General features: G+C 52.1%; 17 protein-coding genes. 11 read left to right on the top strand and 6 right to left on the bottom strand.

All coding sequences use genetic code 11. The features are described 5' to 3' along the window. The first annotated feature begins 1 nt into the window (after position 1). Positions 2–1012 carry an alpha/beta fold hydrolase gene (locus B4C79_RS13055; protein WP_291752139.1) on the top strand — a complete coding sequence of 337 codons (1011 nt, stop codon included), beginning with the start codon at positions 2–4 and terminating at the stop codon, positions 1010–1012. A gap of 9 nt (positions 1013–1021) precedes the next feature. Here the strand turns inward: B4C79_RS13055 and B4C79_RS13060 are convergent, their stop codons facing one another. Further along, a complete protein-coding gene (locus B4C79_RS13060) occupies positions 1022–3007 on the bottom strand; it encodes an SDR family oxidoreductase (RefSeq protein WP_291742829.1) in 1986 nt (661 codons plus the stop codon). Between the two features lie 245 nt (positions 3008–3252). Between B4C79_RS13060 and B4C79_RS13065 the strand changes: the two genes are divergently transcribed. The 4 genes from B4C79_RS13065 to B4C79_RS13080 all read left to right on the top strand — a co-directional run bounded on the left by B4C79_RS13065 (position 3253) and on the right by B4C79_RS13080 (position 6119). Beyond that, on the top strand, positions 3253–3699 hold the full coding sequence (locus tag B4C79_RS13065; RefSeq protein ID WP_171098632.1) for a phasin family protein: 447 nt from the start codon (positions 3253–3255) through the stop codon (positions 3697–3699). A gap of 71 nt (positions 3700–3770) precedes the next feature. Next, on the top strand, positions 3771–5024 hold the full coding sequence (locus B4C79_RS13070) for a patatin family protein (protein WP_171098631.1): 1254 nt from the start codon (positions 3771–3773) through the stop codon (positions 5022–5024). A 153-nt stretch (positions 5025–5177) separates the two neighbouring features. Next, the gene (locus B4C79_RS13075) at positions 5178–5846 is read left to right on the top strand and encodes a TetR/AcrR family transcriptional regulator (protein ID WP_040512784.1); all 669 of its coding nucleotides are present in this window, start codon (positions 5178–5180) and stop codon (positions 5844–5846) included. Between the two features lie 18 nt (positions 5847–5864). Next, positions 5865–6119, top strand: a complete 255-nt coding sequence (locus B4C79_RS13080) for an acyl-CoA-binding protein (RefSeq protein ID WP_008249852.1) — start codon at positions 5865–5867, stop codon at positions 6117–6119. A gap of 49 nt (positions 6120–6168) precedes the next feature. On the opposite strand, the gene B4C79_RS13085 is transcribed toward B4C79_RS13080, so the two are convergent. Next, a complete protein-coding gene (locus B4C79_RS13085) occupies positions 6169–6513 on the bottom strand; it encodes an ArsR/SmtB family transcription factor (RefSeq protein ID WP_171098628.1) in 345 nt (114 codons plus the stop codon). A 66-nt stretch (positions 6514–6579) separates the two neighbouring features. Continuing rightward, entirely contained in the window at positions 6580–8181 is a 1602-nt protein-coding gene (locus tag B4C79_RS13090; protein WP_105029849.1) for a peptide chain release factor 3, read from the bottom strand. Between the two features lie 255 nt (positions 8182–8436). Between B4C79_RS13090 and B4C79_RS13095 the strand changes: the two genes are divergently transcribed. From B4C79_RS13095 to B4C79_RS13105, 3 genes are all read left to right on the top strand, one after another. After that, entirely contained in the window at positions 8437–9417 is a 981-nt protein-coding gene (locus B4C79_RS13095) for a TAXI family TRAP transporter solute-binding subunit (protein WP_105028824.1), read from the top strand. A 99-nt stretch (positions 9418–9516) separates the two neighbouring features. Further along, a complete protein-coding gene (locus B4C79_RS13100; protein WP_291752141.1) occupies positions 9517–11706 on the top strand; it encodes a TRAP transporter permease in 2190 nt (729 codons plus the stop codon). Between the two features lie 138 nt (positions 11707–11844). Further along, on the top strand, positions 11845–12420 hold the full coding sequence (locus B4C79_RS13105; RefSeq protein WP_146106670.1) for a hypothetical protein: 576 nt from the start codon (positions 11845–11847) through the stop codon (positions 12418–12420). Positions 12421–12517: 97 nt separating this feature from the next. Here B4C79_RS13105 and B4C79_RS13110 read toward each other — a convergent pair whose 3' ends face one another. Next, complete coding sequence (locus B4C79_RS13110; protein WP_255411427.1) at positions 12518–12643, bottom strand: hypothetical protein; 126 nt, start codon at positions 12641–12643, stop codon at positions 12518–12520. 122 nt (positions 12644–12765) lie between these two features. On the opposite strand from B4C79_RS13110, the gene B4C79_RS13115 reads away from it, so the two are divergent. Next, positions 12766–13230, top strand: coding sequence for a hypothetical protein (locus B4C79_RS13115; protein ID WP_105028823.1), 465 nt, complete (start codon positions 12766–12768; stop codon positions 13228–13230). A 34-nt stretch (positions 13231–13264) separates the two neighbouring features. Then, on the top strand, positions 13265–14137 hold the full coding sequence (locus B4C79_RS13120) for an esterase/lipase family protein (protein ID WP_105028822.1): 873 nt from the start codon (positions 13265–13267) through the stop codon (positions 14135–14137). Here B4C79_RS13120 and B4C79_RS13125 read toward each other — a convergent pair. Next, positions 14129–15898, bottom strand: coding sequence for a long-chain-acyl-CoA synthetase (locus B4C79_RS13125; RefSeq protein ID WP_291739994.1), 1770 nt, complete (start codon positions 15896–15898; stop codon positions 14129–14131). The genes B4C79_RS13120 and B4C79_RS13125 overlap by 9 nt on opposite strands. A gap of 128 nt (positions 15899–16026) precedes the next feature. Between B4C79_RS13125 and B4C79_RS13130 the strand changes: the two genes are divergently transcribed. Further along, positions 16027–16521: a hypothetical protein gene (locus tag B4C79_RS13130; protein ID WP_105028820.1), complete on the top strand. Its 495-nt coding sequence runs from the start codon at positions 16027–16029 to the stop codon at positions 16519–16521. Positions 16522–16523: 2 nt separating this feature from the next. Here the strand turns inward: B4C79_RS13130 and B4C79_RS13135 are convergent, their stop codons facing one another. Next, positions 16524–18203: an ATP-binding domain-containing protein gene (locus B4C79_RS13135; RefSeq protein ID WP_291739991.1), complete on the bottom strand. Its 1680-nt coding sequence runs from the start codon at positions 18201–18203 to the stop codon at positions 16524–16526. Positions 18204–18205: the final 2 nt, after the last annotated feature.

Raw genomic sequence — 18205 nt, forward strand, 5'->3', positions numbered from 1 at the left:
CATGATTCGCCACCTGAACAGGCTGTACTGGATTGGATACATTTCAGTCATGTTCGGCCTGTATTGGGCACTTCATCATTGGTTTGGTGTTCGAGCCGACGATGCGGCCGTTGTGGCAGTCAGCCTGGTGGCAGGCCTGCTGTTTGCAGCACACATCGGCTTTAACATTTCGGGTTTCGCCCTTTCCTACAGTGTTCGCCAAATTCCGCAAGTGCGTGACAAAGGGCTGCACTTCCACAGCACCGAGGGAGAAGGATTTCACCGTCTCAGCCTGGCACGTTGGGTTAAAGCAGTGCTGGCAGAAAGTTTTGCGTCGCTCAAGTTAATCACGCTGCTTCAACCCTGGGCACCCAAGCCGGACGGCATTCAATTGGCTGGCAAAACCTGGCGCAAGAAAAAGCCACTGCCCGTGTTGTTGGTGCACGGGTATTTGTGCAATTCCGCTGTGTGGGCAGGTACACGCGCCCTGCTTGATCGCGCCGATGTAAGCACCCATGCCATTACTCTTGAACCGGCCATTGGTTCAATTCGCAGTTATTCCGATGCGATTCATGAAGCAATCGACGAATTGCTTGTGGCTACAGGTGCGCCTCAAGTGAAAATTATTGCGCACAGCATGGGCGGTGTGGCAGTACGCTACCATGCCACGGAATACGGGCATCACAGAATTGCCGGCATGATCACCATTGGCAGCCCACACTACGGTACGGCTTTGTCTACCTTGGGTATTGGCAAAAATGTGAAACAAATGGCTTGGGGAAGCTTCTTCTTGAAAACCCTTCGCGAGCACCCAACCGACAGGGAATTTCAAACCAAAATTTGGTCCCTCTGGAGTCCGCAGGACAACATTGTGTGCCCACCGGCGTCAAGCAAGCTGGAGTTTGGGAAAAACACCGCTGTGCCCGGTTGCGGGCACGTGGCTTTGGTGAATGACTCCACCACGGAAGACCTGATTCTCAACTGGCTTGCAGAAGATGCACAGGCCTACCCGTTGGCGGAAAACCGGGCCTGACCCGAATACTTAGAAGTGGATACCTTGCATCAGGGTTGAGAACGCAACCTGTTCTGCAGATGGACCGCCGCCCTTCTTGCCTTTGGCCGCCGATTCCGAATCCGGGAACATGCGGAAAGACGTATTCATCAAAATTTGAGCCGGCTTGGGGATCAGTGCATGCATCACCTGCCCCAACACACCCAAGCGCGTCGCGATACGAACCGGCTTGTGAATCACTGCTTGCGCAATCAAATCGGCAGCCTGCTCGGGGCTTAGCGTGGGTACGTTGTTGTACAACTTGGTGGGCGCAATCATGGGTGTGCGCACCAGCGGCATATTGATGGTGGTGAAGGTGATGTTCAAGTCCGCAAACTCGGAGGCTGCGCAACGCGTCCATGCATCCAATGCGCCTTTGGAGGCCACATAGGCTGAAAAGCGCGGCGCGTTGGTCAACACGCCAATTGAAGAAATATTCACCACATGGCCTTTGCGCCGCTCCATCATTTTTGGCAACAAACCATAAGTAACACGCAAAGCACCGAAATAGTTCAACTGCATGGTGCGCTCCAGATCGTGGAAGCGGTCAAAGCTGTTTTCAATACCACGGCGAATTGAACGGCCTGCGTTGTTTACCAAAATATCGACGTGACCGAAATCGGCCAGCAATTGCGCAACAAATCGGTCGCAATCCTGCATATCGGCGATGTCGACGGAGTAGGTGTGCAAGGTGTTGCCTTCGGAATTGATCAAGGCCTTGGCCTCTGCCAGCTTTTCTTCATCGCGGCCGCAAATCACGGTAATCGCACCGGCAGCTGCAAATTTTTGCGCGGCAGCCAAACCAATGCCGGATGAACCACCGGTGATGAGCACCACCTTGTCCTTGACCTGACCAGTCAAGCTGCGGTCGATGAACAAATCGGGATCCAGGTGACGCTCCCAGTAATCCCAAATGGCCCATGCGTAGTCCTCTAGTCTCGGGCATTCAATGCCACTGCCATCCAGTGCTGCCAAAGTTTGGCGGCAATCGTAACGGGTTGGCCAGTTGATGTAACCAAAAACCTCCTCAGGCAGGGCCAGGTCTTTTAACAAAGCGTTGCGAATGCGGCGAACAGGGGTCAAGCTCATCAAACCCTTTTTCACGGCACCAGGCACGAAACCAAACATGGCTGCGTTAATCCGCATTTCCATTTTCGGTGCGTGGGCTGCGCGTGCAAAAATATTCAACACATCGCCAATCCGATTGGGGTTGGGATCAACCAGGTGAAAAGCCTTGCCATCCAGATCCGGCTGATGCGCGATGTGGTCCATGGCATTCACCACAAAATCCACAGGCACAATGTTGATGCGACCACCTTCGATGCCAATGGTGGGCACCCAAGAGGGCAGCAATTTGCGCATTTTCTGGATCAACTTGAACAGGTAATAAGGCCCGTCAATCTTGTCCATCTCGCCGGTTTTGGAATCACCCACCACAAAACCGGGGCGATACACCCGCCAAGCGCCTTTTACTTTCTTGCGCACAATTTCTTCGGAATCGTGTTTGGTACGGAAATACGGGTGATCCAGATTCTCTGCTTCTTCGAACATGTCTTCGCGGAACACGCCCTCATACAAGCCAGCAGCCGCAATTGAAGAAGTTAACTGAAAGCAGCCAGCGCCAATTGCATTGGCCAGGTCGACTGCGTTCTCGGTGCCTTTGATATTGGTCTCTTGCTGGCTTTCCGCATCAGCGGCCAAATCATAAATGGCAGCCAGGTGAAAAAAATGGGCTATGTTTTTGCTCAGCTCTTTAATCTCGGTGGCTTTCAATCCCAACTTGGGTTTGGTCAAGTCGCCAACCACCGGAACACATTGCCCTTTTTTTGCGCCCCAATACTTTTGCAGTTCGGGTACTTTGTCCAGGCTTGATTCACGAATCAGGAAGTAAATGGTGCCTTTGCGCTTTTGCTCAACCAAGCGCTTCACCAATCGTTTACCGATGAAGCCAGTGGCTCCGGTCACAAAATAATTCATGTATGTCTTCTCCGCGCGGGGTTTTTTTATGGAAGATACGTCTTTGGAAGGCTTACTATAACTGCCCGCCCGAAATTCTCAAACTCCATGCGGGCTCTGACGGTGTTTTGTCAGCACCGTGCTTACGGGAAAACACGAGGTGGGGTTTAGTGTGCCTTCTCTAGTGTGGCGTCGATAAACTACTACAATAAACAAAAAAGGCAGCGGCCCCAATGGGCCATTTCGCCATCACAAGGAGAGACAACATGGCCGGTAAGAAAAAGCCCATCAAAGGTGCAGTCGACAGCGCACAACAATTGTGGACCGCTGGCGTGGGTGCCATTACCAAAGCGCAGGAAGAAAGCAACCGTGTTTTGGAAAACCTGGTCAAGGAAGGCCATGAAATTCAGGAGCGAACCGTGAAATTTGCAGATCAAAAAGTGGTTGAAGTGACAGGCAAAGTCAGCAAGCTGGCTGGCTCGGTGTCCAGCAAGGCAACCCAGCACTGGGACAAGCTGGAGCAGGTTTTTGAAGAGCGTGTGGCTCGCGCATTGGGTCGTTTGGGCGTTCCCACCAACAAGGACGTTCAACAACTGTCAGAAAGAATCGATCAATTGTCTGCCGCCATCGCTGAATTGACCGGCAAGAAGGTGGACACCAAAGCGCCCGCCGCCAAGCGCACCACCACGCGCACCAAAAAGTCTGCTGAGTAATTGAATCCTTTGTCGACAAGGCCAACGGCGGTCTTGTCGAACACTCTTTGGGGCCGGAGCTCACAACCCGCATGAACAATCACAACCCTGGCCCGAAAATCGGGTTGGCCTTGGCTGGTGGTGGCCCCTTGGGCGCCATTTATGAAATTGGTGCACTGGTTGCACTTTCCGAGGCCATTGACGGACTCGACCTGAACGACATGAGTGTGTATGTCGGTGTTTCCGCAGGGGGCATAGTTGCCACGGGTTTGGCGCACGATTTAACACCCCATCAAATTTACAAGCTGTTCATTGAAGGCGAACCCGAAGAGTTTGCTTTTGACCCTTCCATTTTGTTGCGCCCGGCCTGGAAAGAGTACTGGATGCGCCTGCGAAAGGTGCCCAGTTTGCTGGGCACCGCTGTATCCGATTACTTTTTGCGCGATGACGCCACCTGGGTCAGTTGCATTGAACGTTTAGGCGCAGCAATACCCACGGGCTTGTTCAACGGCGATGAATTGCATGAATGGATGGCCGACCTGATTGCCAAAGGTGGTGGCACCAACGATTTTCGCAGCCTTCGCAATCGCCTGATTCTGGTGGCCACTGATCTGGATTCCGGTGATTCCATTCCCTTCGGCATGCCCGGGTTTGATGACGTGCCAATCTCCAAAGCGGTGCAGGCCTCCGCCTCGCTGCCCGGCTTGTTTCCTCCCACGCGCATTGCCAACCGGCATTACGTGGACGGCGCGTTGAAAAAAACCCTGCATGCCTCCACGGCATTGAAAGAAGGCGTGGAACTGTTGATTTGCCTGAACCCGCTGGTACCCTACGACGACAGGCTGAACCCCAAAAACCACCGCCGTCGCGCCAAAGGCAAAGCTTTCCAGCCGGGCTCACGGTTATACGAGGGCGGCTTGCCCCTTGTGTTGTCACAAACATTCAGATCAATCATCCATTCTCGTATGGACATTGGCATGGAACGTTATGGGCACCTGTATCCCAATGCCGATATTGTGTTGTTTGAACCCCAACATGGCGACGGCGAATTTTTCTTCACCAACCCCTTCAGCTATGCCAGCCGACGCCGCTTGTGTGAACACGCTTACCAACGCACCCGCGAAGAACTGTGGGCACGCCGTTACGATTTGGCTGAACGGTTTTCGCGGCATGGGCTGGAGCTGAACCTGGAAGTTTTAAAAGACCCCACACTGCATTTGAGCAACAAGATCAGCAAGAAAGCAGCCCGTGCAGGATCAATGGTGTCCAAATTTGACCAGCTTGAAGACTCGCTGAACGAGCTTGATCGTTACCTACGGATCGCAAAAACCAGAAATGCTGCTTAATGACGCCATTACTCACTGGTAACAAGGGCAGTGAAGCCCCAAATACTCGACAAAACAACGTAGACTAATCATATTCAAAATACCAATAACAGACTTGCTGCATGAAGTCTTAAGCTTGATCAGGACTTTGGCCAGACAGGAGACGACCAGGACATGGAACGCAAGCCTCCAAGAAGAACAAGAGAACGAATTCTTGATTTGTCGTTAAGACTTTTCAATGAATTCGGGGAGCCGAATATTACGACCACCGTGATCGCGGATGAAATGAACATCAGCCCCGGTAACCTGTACTATCACTTCCGCAACAAAGATGACATCGTCAACAGCATTTTTGCCAGTTTCGAAAAAGAAATTGATGGTCTGCTTGACGTGCCCGGTAACCGCCAAGCCAACATCGAAGATGCCTGGCTGTATCTTCAGGTGTCGTTCGAACTGATTTGGCGCTATCGCTTTTTGTACCGCGATTTGAACGATTTGCTGTCGCGCAACCGTACCCTGGAAATTCATTTCAAACGCATCCTGAAACACAAAGTGGATGTTGCACGCCGCCTGTGCCAGGGCCTGGTCGAATCTGGCGACATGATGGCCTCGCAAGCGCAAATCAATGCACTGGCCACCAACATGGTGGTAGTTGCCACTTACTGGCTGTCATTTGAATATGTGCGCGACCCACGCCACTTCAACGATGAAGCAACGATGAGTGCTGCACTGGCCAATGGCGTGTATCAGGTAATGTGTTTGCTGGCGCCCTATTTGCAAGGCAATGCCAAAGAACTGTTTGAAAGCCTGGCCCAATCTTTTATCACTGAAGAAAACACATAACAAGACTTAGGAGAACTTATGAGCGACTTGAAAGCCCGTTTTGAAAAGGCTGTGGCGGAATCAAAATCACTGCCCGCCCGCCCTGACAACCAAACCCTGTTGAAAATTTACGCCCTGTTCAAACAATCCACGGAAGGCGACAACACCGGCAAACGCCCAGGATTCACAGACATTGTTGGTCGTGCAAAATACGATGCATGGAAAGGCCTTGAGGGCACGAGCAATGACCAGGCCATGCAAAATTACATCGACCTCATCGAGTCGTTGAAGTAAACCAAAAACTGTCTGGAAATAAAAAAACCGGCCGTAGAGGCCGGTTTTTTTATGGTTGCTTGAAAAAATCAGGCAGCTGCCTTGAATCAACTGGCACAGAATCCAGCTTGGCCGCCACGTGCACGCACACTGTGCGGCAAAGCTCCACTACCGTGGGTTCTTTCACTTGATACAATACCAAAGTACCCTCTTTGCGGCGCTGTAAAACACCAGCACGGTACATCAAATTCAGGTGACGTGAAATATTCGATTGGGTCGAATCCACCTCTTCCACGATGTCGTTCACAGACTTCTCGCCATTGCACAATGCATGAATTATCTTAAGCCGGGTGGGCTCAGAAAGCACCGCAAAATAGCCAGACACTTGTTCCAGCAGGGAATCCAGTTCACTCATAGCATGACCGATATGTGTTTTTATATTGACACGATTGTACCCCCGTTTTTACACGGGGGTGGGTGCTCAGTGATTGGCCAGCAAAAGCCCGGCATGTTCACGCATAGGGTGAAACTCGATGGTTTCCCATCGCTTCTGCATTACATCCAGATCGAACCTCGATGTTGCCAAAAAAGCATGGGTATCAGCAGCATCAGTCACCATGCGACCCACATTGGCATCCATAAACCGGCGCAAGTCGTTGGTGTTTTTACTGGTCACCCAACGGGCGCAACTGTAACGGCTTGGTGCCAAACGCACCTCGACTCCGTATTCGCCCTTCAAACGCGCCTGCACCACTTCAAATTGAAGCTGCCCAATGGCACCCAACAACATTTCTGAACCCAGCAATGGCTTGAACACCTGGATGGCGCCCTCCTGGCCTAATTCCATCAGCCCTTTTTGCAGTTGCTTGCTGCGCATGGGGTCTTTCAATTCAACGGAGGCAAACAATTCTGGTGCAAAAAACGGCAAACCCGTAAATTGCAAGCCTTCCCCTTCACTGAGCGAGTCACCCAGCTGCAAACCGCCGTGAGTAGTTAATCCAATAATGTCGCCGGCGTAGGCTTCGTCAACCCGATCTCGACGCTGAGAAAGAAAAGTCACCACACTGGTGGGGCGAAAATCTTTGCCGGTGCGCAGCACCTTGAACTTCATACCATGCTCAAAGCGACCAGAGAGCACCCGCACAAAGGCAATGCGGTCGCGGTGGGAGGGGTCCATGTTTGCCTGAATCTTGAACACCACACCACTGAACTTGCTTTCAGTGGGTGCCACCTCACGCTCGATCGCTTTGCGCGGCCCTGGATGAGGCGCTACATCCACCAATGCATCCAGCACTTCCTGCACACCAAAGTTGTTCACCGCTGAACCGAAAAACATGGGAGTTTGCTTGCCTGCCAGAAACTCAGCGGCATCAAAGCTGGGCGCAGCTGTGGTAACCAGATCAATTTCCTGCTCAGCTTGCTGGAACTCGGCACCAAACCTGCTCCGCAGCAATTCGCGATTGTCGCCGTCAATCACCTCATCATCCTCGCGACGGCGATCTGCACCCGGGGTAAACACACGCATGTGGTTCTTGCGAATGTCGAAAATACCGTGAAACAGCTTGCCCTGCCCCACAGGCCAGGCAAACGGCACACAGGGAATGCCAAGCGTACTTTCAATCTCGTCCATCAATTCAAGTGGATCACGCACCTCGCGGTCCATCTTGTTGACGAAGGTAATGATTGGCGTGTTTCGCGCACGGCACACTTCAATCAAACGCAAAGTTTGTGGCTCAACACCATTGGCGGCGTCAATCACCATCAAGGCTGCATCCACCGCAGTAAGCACTCGGTAGGTGTCTTCGGAAAAATCCTGGTGACCTGGGGTGTCGAGCAGGTTGATCACCTGATCGCGATACTCCATCTGCATCACCGAGCTGGCCACGGAAATACCACGCTGCTTTTCAATTTCCATCCAGTCCGACGTGGCGTGGCGACTCGCCTTGCGCGCCTTCACGCTACCCGCAATTTGAATGGCACCCGCAAACAGCAATAACTTTTCAGTCAGTGTAGTTTTGCCCGCATCGGGGTGGGAAATAATTGCAAACGTTCGACGACGCTTGACTTCAGATTCAATGGACACAGCAGCCCTTTGGCGCAAAAGCCGTGATTTTACACGCCCAAGGGGTTAAATTCATCTTCTTTCATTTTCATATTAATTTATAAATTAATAATTGAATACAAACCCTGTTGCGGACATCCCTTATTGCTCATTTTCATTATAAATAAGACATTACAACGGTGTTTTTGCACACTCGACTCGTTCAAATAAGGAACGATAACAACCACAAAGCCCAAACCCAATGGGCACAGTTACATCAAATCATAGGGGATACCAATGAAAGCAATTCTGGCAAAATCCGCCGTTGCAATCAGCCTGGCCGCAATGGCCATGGGTGCAGCTCACGCCGACAAATCCAAGTGGCCCAAAAGCTTTACAGTAGGCACGGCCTCACAAGGCGGAACTTATTATGCTTACGGCGCCGGCTGGGCAAATCTGGTCGCAGACACCGTGGGCATCACAGGTGGGGCTGAAGTGACGGGCGGTCCTACGCAGAACCTTGCTTTGGTTCACACCGGCAAGCTGGCATTTGGCATGACCACCATGGGCCCCGCTCGCGAGGCTTTGGACGGAAAAAGCCCCTTGGCTCCCGGCCTGAAAATGAACAAGGTGTGCGCCATGTTCCCTATGTATCAAACTCCATTCTCAGTCACCGTGCTGTCCTCCAGTGGCATCAAATCGATCAAAGACATTCCGCCTGGCTCAAAAATCGGTTTCGGCCCGGCAGGCTCCACTTCCGACACCTACTTTCCCAAAATGCTTGAAACACTGGGCGTTAAATTTGAACGCCGAAATGGTGGCTGGAGCGATTTGGGCGGTCAGCTGCAGGATGGCTTGATCGACGTAGTCGCCTTCGCCGCTGGTGTGCCCATTCCAGCAGTAACCCAGCTTGAAGTACAAACCAAGATCAACATTCTTGAATTTACGGAAGCTGAGCAAAAGAAGATCATGGACACCTACCCAGTGTCTGCGTTCCCCATCAAGGCCAACACCTACAAGACGTTGACCCAGGACGCACGTGCTGTGTCCATGTGGAACTACGCGATTGCCAACTGCGACTTGCCTGAAAGCTTTGTGTACGAGGCCACCAAAGCCGTGCTGGACAACAATGAAAAAATGTTGACCATTCACAAAGGCGCACGCACAACCCTGGCGGAAAACTGGGATAAAAATACCTTCATCCCTTTCCACCCCGGTGCCGCCAAGTACTACGAGGAAAAAGGTTTCACAATTCCAGCGAACCTGAAACTGAAGTAAACATCGATCAATCCATTTGATCCAGTGAGCGCCGGGTATTGCATTGAACACCCGGCGCGCTCGCGCAACCAGTCTTACTATTCTTGAATCGGTCCCATCATGTCCACTCCCTCTAGCGCATCCAGCACTGACGCAGAAGATCGTCTCATCGCCCAAGGCGTCGACGACGAACCCCCCGCGAACAACCAGCGAACATTCACCCAGCGAGCGGCTTTGCTCGTTTCAATCCTGTCCGCAGGCTACGCCTTTTGGCATGTTTTCTCGTTGAATGTAGCCCCGGTGGAAACCTGGGCCTTTCGCATTCTTCACGTGGCTGGCGCACTGATCATCGGCTTCATCGCCTACTCATCTGCCAATGTTGACCAACCCCAGCGCGGTAATCAAAGCCTGATCAAGGCACTTGCAGCAATACTGGCCTTGCCAGCGATCTATGCCCTTTACACGGTATACGACATGCAGCAGATCATCGCCGCAGGTGAGATGATTATCCCGGAAATGGAAGTCAACCAGTTTGGTATTCCATTGGCCGTGGCTACCTTGAGCGCGATTGTTGCCAGCTGGTTTTTGCGCCCGGAAGGCTCAAAGTTCAATTGGCTTGATGGCACTCTGGTACTGACCGTGATCGCCAGCACCGCCTACCTCATGGTTCACCTCGATGGAACGGCATTGCGCATGCGAGCCGGAACACCTTTCGCCTCACCCGGCAACGCGTGGGCAGCCATGGTAGGTTTGGCACTTATTCTCGAGCTTACACGCCGCGTGGCCGGCAGCGCCTTGGTCATCATCTCGGTAATATTCGTGGTGTATTCATTTGTTGGCCCTTACCTGCCCGGCTTTTTGACGCACGACGGCTTCGATTTCAGCCGCTTTTTCTCGTACATCTACACCGATGCGGGCGTGCTGGGTGCCACCACTGCGGTGTCCTCTACCTACATTATTTTGTTCATCGTTTTCGCCGCTTTTCTTCAGGCCTCCAAAGTAGGCGATTACTTTGTGAACTTCGCATTCGCGGCCGCAGGCCGTGCGCGCGGCGGCCCTGCGAAAGTGGCTGTTTTCGCCTCAGGCTTGATGGGCATGATCAATGGCACCAGCGCAGGCAATGTGGTTGCCACAGGATCCTTGACCATACCCTTGATGAAAAAAGTGGGTTACAACGGAAAAACAGCCGGCGCCATTGAAGCCGCTGCATCCACGGGCGGGCAAATCATGCCTCCCATCATGGGAGCAGGCGCGTTCATCATGGCGGAAATTACAGGAATCCCTTACTCGGAAATTGCAATCGCTGCAGTCATTCCTGCCGTGCTGTATTTCCTGTCTACCTACTTGATGGTCGACTTCGAGGCAGCAAAACTCGGCATGCGTGGTATGCGCTCCGATGAACTGCCGCAATTCTCGAAAATGGTGAAGCAGGTCTACCTGTTCATTCCTATCATTATTCTGATTGTCGCTCTGTTCATGGGTTACTCGGTGATTCGTGCAGGCACCTTGGCCACCGCAGCGGCGGCTGTGGTTAGCTGGCTGTCGCCATTCAAAATGGGGCCTAAAAGCATATTCAAGGCCTTCGACTTGGCAGGGGTTATGTCCATTCAAATCATCACGGTGTGTGCCTGTGCTGGCATCATCGTGGGGGTGATTGCCTTGACTGGCGTCGGCGCGCGATTCTCCTCCATCCTATTGGACATTGCCGAAAATTCGCAATTGATCGCCTTGTTCTTTGCAATGTGCATTGCAATTCTGCTGGGTATGGGCATGCCAACCACAGCCGCCTATGCAGTGGCTGCATCGGTTGTTGCACCCGGCCTGATCGAGCTGGGTATTCAGCCCTTGGTGGCTCACTTCTTTGTGTTCTACTTTGCTGTCATCTCGGCCATTACGCCGCCAGTCGCCCTGGCCTCGTATGCTGCTGCAGGTATTTCCGGCGCGAACCCAATGGCGACTTCGTTTACTTCCTTCAAAATTGGTCTGACCGCATTTATTGTGCCGTTTATGTTTTTTTACAACGCAGCCTTGCTGATGGAAGGCGAGTGGTTCGTCATTTTGCGTGCCTTTGTTACAGCCTGTATTGGTGTGTTTTTCCTGGCCGCCGCAATTCAGGGCTGGTTCTGGGGAGCACATTCAAATTGGGTAGTACGCGGTATTTTGCTGATCGCCGCGCTCTGCATGATTGAGGGCGGTTTGTACACCGACATTGGTGGCGCAGTACTGGCTGTTGTAGCAATTGTTCTTAATAAGTTCTTTAAAGGAAAACCGGCACCGGAACCCATGGTTCAGGCCAAGGGAATGGATTAAAAACGCAGTGCCTTGAGGCTTCTACATCCTTTTTTAGTGTAGAGCCTCAGGTTCAAACCCTTTCATTGCGTAATCGATTTCCCTATAGTGCGAAGTGTCACGAAATTTGACTACCCGCTACCCCAAGGAGATCTCACGATGTACGCTTTCGAAAAAACAGCTGAATTGCTGACCAAAACCAACACCGAACTGAAGAACCAGCACCAAGCCGCTGCCAAGGCCCTGAACAGCCTGGTACAAGCACAATTCGGCCTGCTGTCACAAGGTTTGGGCAACGCATTCACCGCTGCTGAAAAGCTGCCTTTGGCCGACAAGCCTGTGGTTGTTAACGCACGTACAGAGATCAAGCAAGGCTTGGAAAAAGTAGTTGGCGTGAGCCAGGTTTACACACAGAAGGGTGTTGAGCTGTTCGAACAGCAACTGCCAGTTGTGATCGACAAAGGCTTCTCTTATGCAGCCTTGGCTTTGTCACAAGCCGAGTCTTTGACCGAAAACGCGATCACCATGGGTGTAAGCGCTTTGGAACAAGCCAAAAAAAACGAAACACTGAAGCCCGCCATTGAACAAGCTGAGCAAATTGCTGCCCAGTTGTTCGAAAAAATTGGCGTAAAAGGTGAAGCTGGCGCGAAAAAAGCTGCCAAGAAGCCTGCCGCCAAGAAAGCTGCTGCCCCACGCGCCAAGCGTGCTGCAGCGGCCCCGAAGGCTTCAGTCTGAAAGGACATGGCCCAGCTTGAGCTGAGCTTTGAGTAAATAAAAAACCCTCGAGAATTCGAGGGTTTTTTTATGGGCGCGATGAAATATCAATGAAACTTTACAGCAACCACAAAATCAGGCCGTAGCACACACTGGCGCCCAGAACGCCAACAAACCACTCTCTTTTGGCCTCCAACTCGCCCAGCATGGTCACGTCAAAGCTCTTGTTTGCGAAATCGTCCATGGCAATACTCCCGGTGCATAATGCACATGTGTGTTGATGCCTCTATTTAAGTGCAAAAACACAGGTGAGTCTTTCCCACAAAGGGGGCCACCTTATTCGACTACCCCCAAGAGGTAACCACAATGACCGTCAGTTCTGCCAGCGCCTTTGCAATTGTTTCCGCAGGAGTATTTTTGCTCGTTGGTCTTTTCAGCGGATTGTGGAAGTTTTTGCAGATGTGGCGCAGTGAACAAGGTTTAGCGCATCCATATGTAGACATCGCCCACAGAGCCAGCCTGCTCTACGGTTTTGCCTGTATCACCCTGGCCGTGTTGGCACATTTCAGCATGTTCAACCCAAACTACAACTTGTTTGCGGCGGCAATCGTGATTGTATTTTTTGCCTTGGCTGTAGCGGGTTATTTGATACAGGCAGCGCTGAACGGACCCGACAATCAGTTACGGCAACCTCACAAACTGGGAAAACACGCCATGCCCCGCGCAGGTTTGGCCGTATTCATGGTGGCGCTGGTGTTTGCAGAAATTGGAGGCACGCTCTATTTGTTTGTTGGTGCCCTACAGAACCCTTTGCTGCGATTCTGGTCATAAATACCAAGTCGAGCTAACCCCAGGACACCGCACCATGACCACACTGTTCACAAGTCGCCTGCTGCTTGCCGCATTCGCCATAATTTCTCTTGCTGCTTGCAGCACCACGAATACAGCGGGTTCAACAGGCCAGTTCCAGGCGAAATCAAACTGGACCAGCTCATTTTTAAGCCAAGTGCTTGGTGGCCAAACCATGCCAGACGGGGTGAACAACTGGGCATGCCGCCCCGCCAACAATCAAAACCCGGTTGTGTTGATTCACGGCACCTTTTCTTCCAGTATGTATTCATTTGGTGCCTTGGGCCCGGCACTGGCCAATCAAAACCTGTGCGTATACTCAATCGATTATGGCGCAGCCGAGCCCAGCGACTGGTTCAAAGGGGTAGGCCCGGTGGATGAATCGGCACAACGAATTGCCGATTTTGTAAAGTTTGTGAAAACAACCACAGGTGGAGACAAGGTGACCCTGGTGGGCCACTCTCAGGGCGGTCTCATAGGCTTTTACTACCTGAAAATGTTGCAAGGCGCTGCCCACGTCGACCGCTTTGTGGCTTTGGCCCCCAGTGTCAACGGAACCTCCATTGCAAAAACCCCCAACCGCGACAACGTCGAATATTGCCTGGCTTGTGCAGACCAGCACCCGCGCTCCGCCTTGTTGCGCGAGCTAAAAACAGGCCCAATCGCCATGCCCAATGTGCAATACAGTGTTTTGGTCACAAAAAACGACAAGGTGGTGGTGCCAGTTGAAAACCAGTTTGTGAAAGAACCTGGCGTGCAAAACATCTACATTCAAGATCTGCTTCCAGGCAAACGGGTGTCGCACAGCGGCATGCTCTATGACACCGAAACACTCGATTTGATCGTCAAGCTGGTTCAAGGCCAATCGCTACAAACTGCCTCAAACTAAAGCGGTGTAACTCCGGGTTGCTGCATTGAAACTGTACAAAGGATCATTCACCAGGTTTTGATCAATGCCCTCTTTCTTTAGCTGTACTTTTTGGTATTTGAACGTGCCGGTGGTTTCTACAGTTTGAAGCACACGCACATACTGCGGCACTGCGTAAGCAGGTAATTGGCTGCTTACATGCGCAGCCAGCGCTTTCAAGTCCAGCTTGGCACCGGGTTTTACAGCAACAGCGGCCATGCCGGCACGGCCGTCGAACCCATCCAGCTTCACGCCATAAACCACTGCATGTTCAAGAAATGGCAGTTTGGCCAACACGCCCTCCACTTCCGAGGTTGCAACATTCTCGCCCTTCCAGCGAAATGTGTCGCCCAAACGGTCCACAAACTGAATGTGTTGCCACCCCTGCCTGCGCACCAAATCGCCCGAGTTGAACCAGCAGTCACCACGCTTGAATACATTGCGCAGCAACTTGCCTTCATTGGCTCTCGGGTCAGTATAGCCATCGAAGGGCCGTAACTCGGTCACTTCGCTGATCAACAAACCCACTTCACCGCGGCTTACGGTTTCACAAAACCCACGTGAGTTTCGCACCACCTGTTCGGAATCGGCATCACAGGCAATAACCTCAAAGGGCATGGGGCAAAAGCCAACAGTCTCTTTCAGGCCAAAGGCATTCATGAATCCCAGGTTAGACTCGCTTGCCCCATAAAACTCGAAAATTTGATGAATACCAAACCGGTTTTCAAAGTCATCCCATATTTCAGGGCGCAGGCCATTGCCTAGAATCAAGCGGATCTCATGGTTCTGATCGTCCATATGGGGTGCTTGATTCAACAGGTATCGCAGCAATTCTCCGATATAGCAAAACGCCGTCGCCTTGTAATGTGAAATACGCTTCCAGAATTGACTGGCACTGAATTTTTCATCCAGTGCGAAACAAGCGCCACAAGCCAACACCACCCCCAGTGACACCGTGAGTGCGTTGTTGTGATACAGCGGCAAGCAGCAGTAAAACACGTCAGAAGCCGTCAAACGCACTGCGGTGCTCATGCCCGAGGCCGCTTGCAACCAACGGTAATGGCTCATTACAGAGGCCTTGGGCAAACCGGTTGTGCCTGAGGTAAAAATATAGAAACAGGGCGAGCTGGCCAAAATCTGCGCTGTTTGCGCCAGGTTGTGGTCAGGCTGCGTGCACCAGGCACTGCGAAAATCGCTCACTCTTAAATGGGTGCTGCCGGTTTGCAAAGACAACAATTCAATGCCTTTGAGTAAAACGCTGTTCTCTGATTCCAACTGCTTGAGAATATCCAGACCACGGTCACACGCCAGAATCACTCGTGGTTTCACCAACTTCAAACTATGCGCCTGCACCTCACCTTGCTGATTGATATTCAGCAGCGCAGCAACAACACCCAACTTGGCACAGGCAATCACCGCAAGCAAGGTTTCAGGCCGATTGGCTGACAACAAGCCTACCGTGTCACCGGCCTTAACGCCCATGGAGAGCAAACCGCGTGCCATTTGATTGCAAACGGAATTGGCTTGCCCGTAGGTCCAACACTGTTGATCGCTTTTCAGGAATGTCGATTTTGCATGTTTGCGCGCTGTTTCCTGAAACAGCAAACCGAGCGAACGGCGTGAATGCGGCCTGAGAAATGCCAAACTGGCCAGCGAAGGGAGAATGTGCGGCATGTCTGGCAGAAAACCCAAGGCGCCTTTGGCAATGTCAATTGCAGATACTGTTTTGCCCTGAACTGTCATTTTGTGCGGCCTCCGGGTGCTGTCTCGTGTTTTTTTATAAAGAAAAAGATACACTCTTTGGGTCAACGAAATTCGCGTACACACCGTTTTTATCAATGTCATCAGGCTGCCCTGTTAAGTATTCTTCCATGCCCATAGCCAAAGTACGCTCTAAAACTGTTCTTTGCCTGCTTGCGCTTGTGATAACGCTTCCGTTTCATGTGGCCCATGCCAAAAATTTCATTGGCTACACGGGCAAAGGCTGGAACAGCGACTTCGGTGTGCTTCGTGGGCAATGCGATGCCAAACTGGTTCAAAGCGAGGCACTGAAAGGCACCTTGACCGAACAAATGGCTTATGTTGAATCCACCGATGCGTTCAAAACAATTTTCACGGAAACCCAGCTGGTTGATGCGTTCGCAGTGGATTCCCATTGTTTCGGGCACACCATGGAGCTGGTGCCCTCTGGGCAAGCCGTGCGCTGGCTAAACCCGGTGAATGGCGTCGGTGTGTATTTGTCGCCGGGGGCCAAATCGGACACTTGCCGCACTTACCTGGGCGTCACCATTGTGAACGGCGAAAAAACAAAGTTCCGGGGTGAGGTGTGCTCGCCCAGCAAAGGTGCCTGGCAAATTCAGCAGTAATCTCAAGCAAATACTGCCCTTCGCAAACGCTGAAGGGTATCCGAATGCCCCACCAGCACCAACAGCAATTTGGCCCGTGTCATGGCCACAAACAGCTTTCGAAAATCAGCTTCGTTGAACTCCGAAAAAGCCAACTCGGTTACCACAACAGCTTGTGCTGCCTGCCCTTTAAAGCGATAAACCGACTCTGCATGCACATTACCCTCGGTGAATACCTGGCTGCCGTTGTCATCATATCGGCCAGTAAAGTGCCTCAGGCTGTGCGGCCCAAGGCTGGCTTGCGCCAATATCTTTGATTTCTCGTGCCCCCGCATGCTAAGCACCGCAATTTTATCGCGCGTGAAACCGTGCCGCAGACAGGCAGTAATTGCCTTGGCGGTTTGACTCAACAACGACTCTTCATTGTCATACTCGAAAAACTCCAAGGGCAAACCTTCCAGGGGGCAAGCCGCTTCAATGTCCAGCGGCAAAGGCGATTCAAAGTTGAATTCACGTTGAACCAACTGCAATGCCTGCACTACGCGTTTCGGATTTCGATAATTCATGGGCGTGTGCAAGCTGACCCAACCGGGCAGGCTGACTGCTGGCTTGGCGTACAGGTTTTGAATCGGATCTTCCAGCCACAGCCACCGGGTGCCCGAATGTGCGCAACGCTGAAGCACCGGCAGCCAACTTTGATCAAAGTCCTGGCCTTCATCCACCACAATTGAGTCGAACACCCACCGTTTGTCCAGAGGTGTGGCCAGAACTTGCTCGGCCAGGCGACCAAAAACCCCGGGCGAAGCGTAGTCCACGTCAAGACCTGCATCGCGGAGCATGCGGTCGCACAATGCATGAAAATTAAAAACCACCGCGCCCATCAAACCTGCTTCACGAACCTGCTGCGCCATGTGTGAGGAAAGCGGCCGGTTGTAACACACATACAAGGTTCGGGCTTTTAAACCATGGTTGCGCTGCAGTTCGCTGAAAGCCAGTTGCGACTTTCCACTGCCAGCAGTACCCGTAACACGCAAGCGAAAAGGCTCGAAGTTTAGCCTTGAAACCCATTGCTCCAGGCCGTGAGACAGACGCGTTACCAAAGTTTCCGCGGCTTGTGACAAGGCCCCCACCTCCGGAACCAGGTTAAGTTCATTGCACAAAAATGAGTGAATGGCTTTGGGATTGCTGTGGCTGCTGAACAGGTCAGCAGTAATGTCGATGGTTTGAATCAGGGCAGCCAATTCATCTTTGTGACGGGCATCCACCACCCGCTCGGCATTCACGGTAAGTCCACCGGGGTCGGGTATGGTGAAATCGGGGCAATAAAAAATGGGCTCTACCCGCAGGTTACCTTGGTGTTGCAACCTGAACTTCTGGTTCAGCAAAGCACTTTGTTCAGCCAGTGCGTTGAATACATCCTGACGCTGTTCACCCAATTGCTTCACCACCCGGCCTTGGTCCACTTTCATCAAACCGGTTTTCATCAAGATGCTATAAACAATACCACTGGGGCCCAGCACCAGAAATTGGATTCGCCCTGTGACGGTCAGCCCATGCTCAATTCTTGACCAGTGAATACCGTGATAAATGGTGTAGTTGTCTGGCAACTGCGCTTGCAACTGCAACAACACGTCCCGTTCACGGGCTTGTGCGCCATCTAGCGCAAGCTCACTGGTGTCGGAAGGATAAACCTTGGCGGGCACGC

It is taken from the genome of Limnobacter sp. UBA7229 (genome assembly GCF_002473065.1).
Taxonomy (GTDB): domain Bacteria; phylum Pseudomonadota; class Gammaproteobacteria; order Burkholderiales; family Burkholderiaceae_B; genus Limnobacter; species Limnobacter profundi.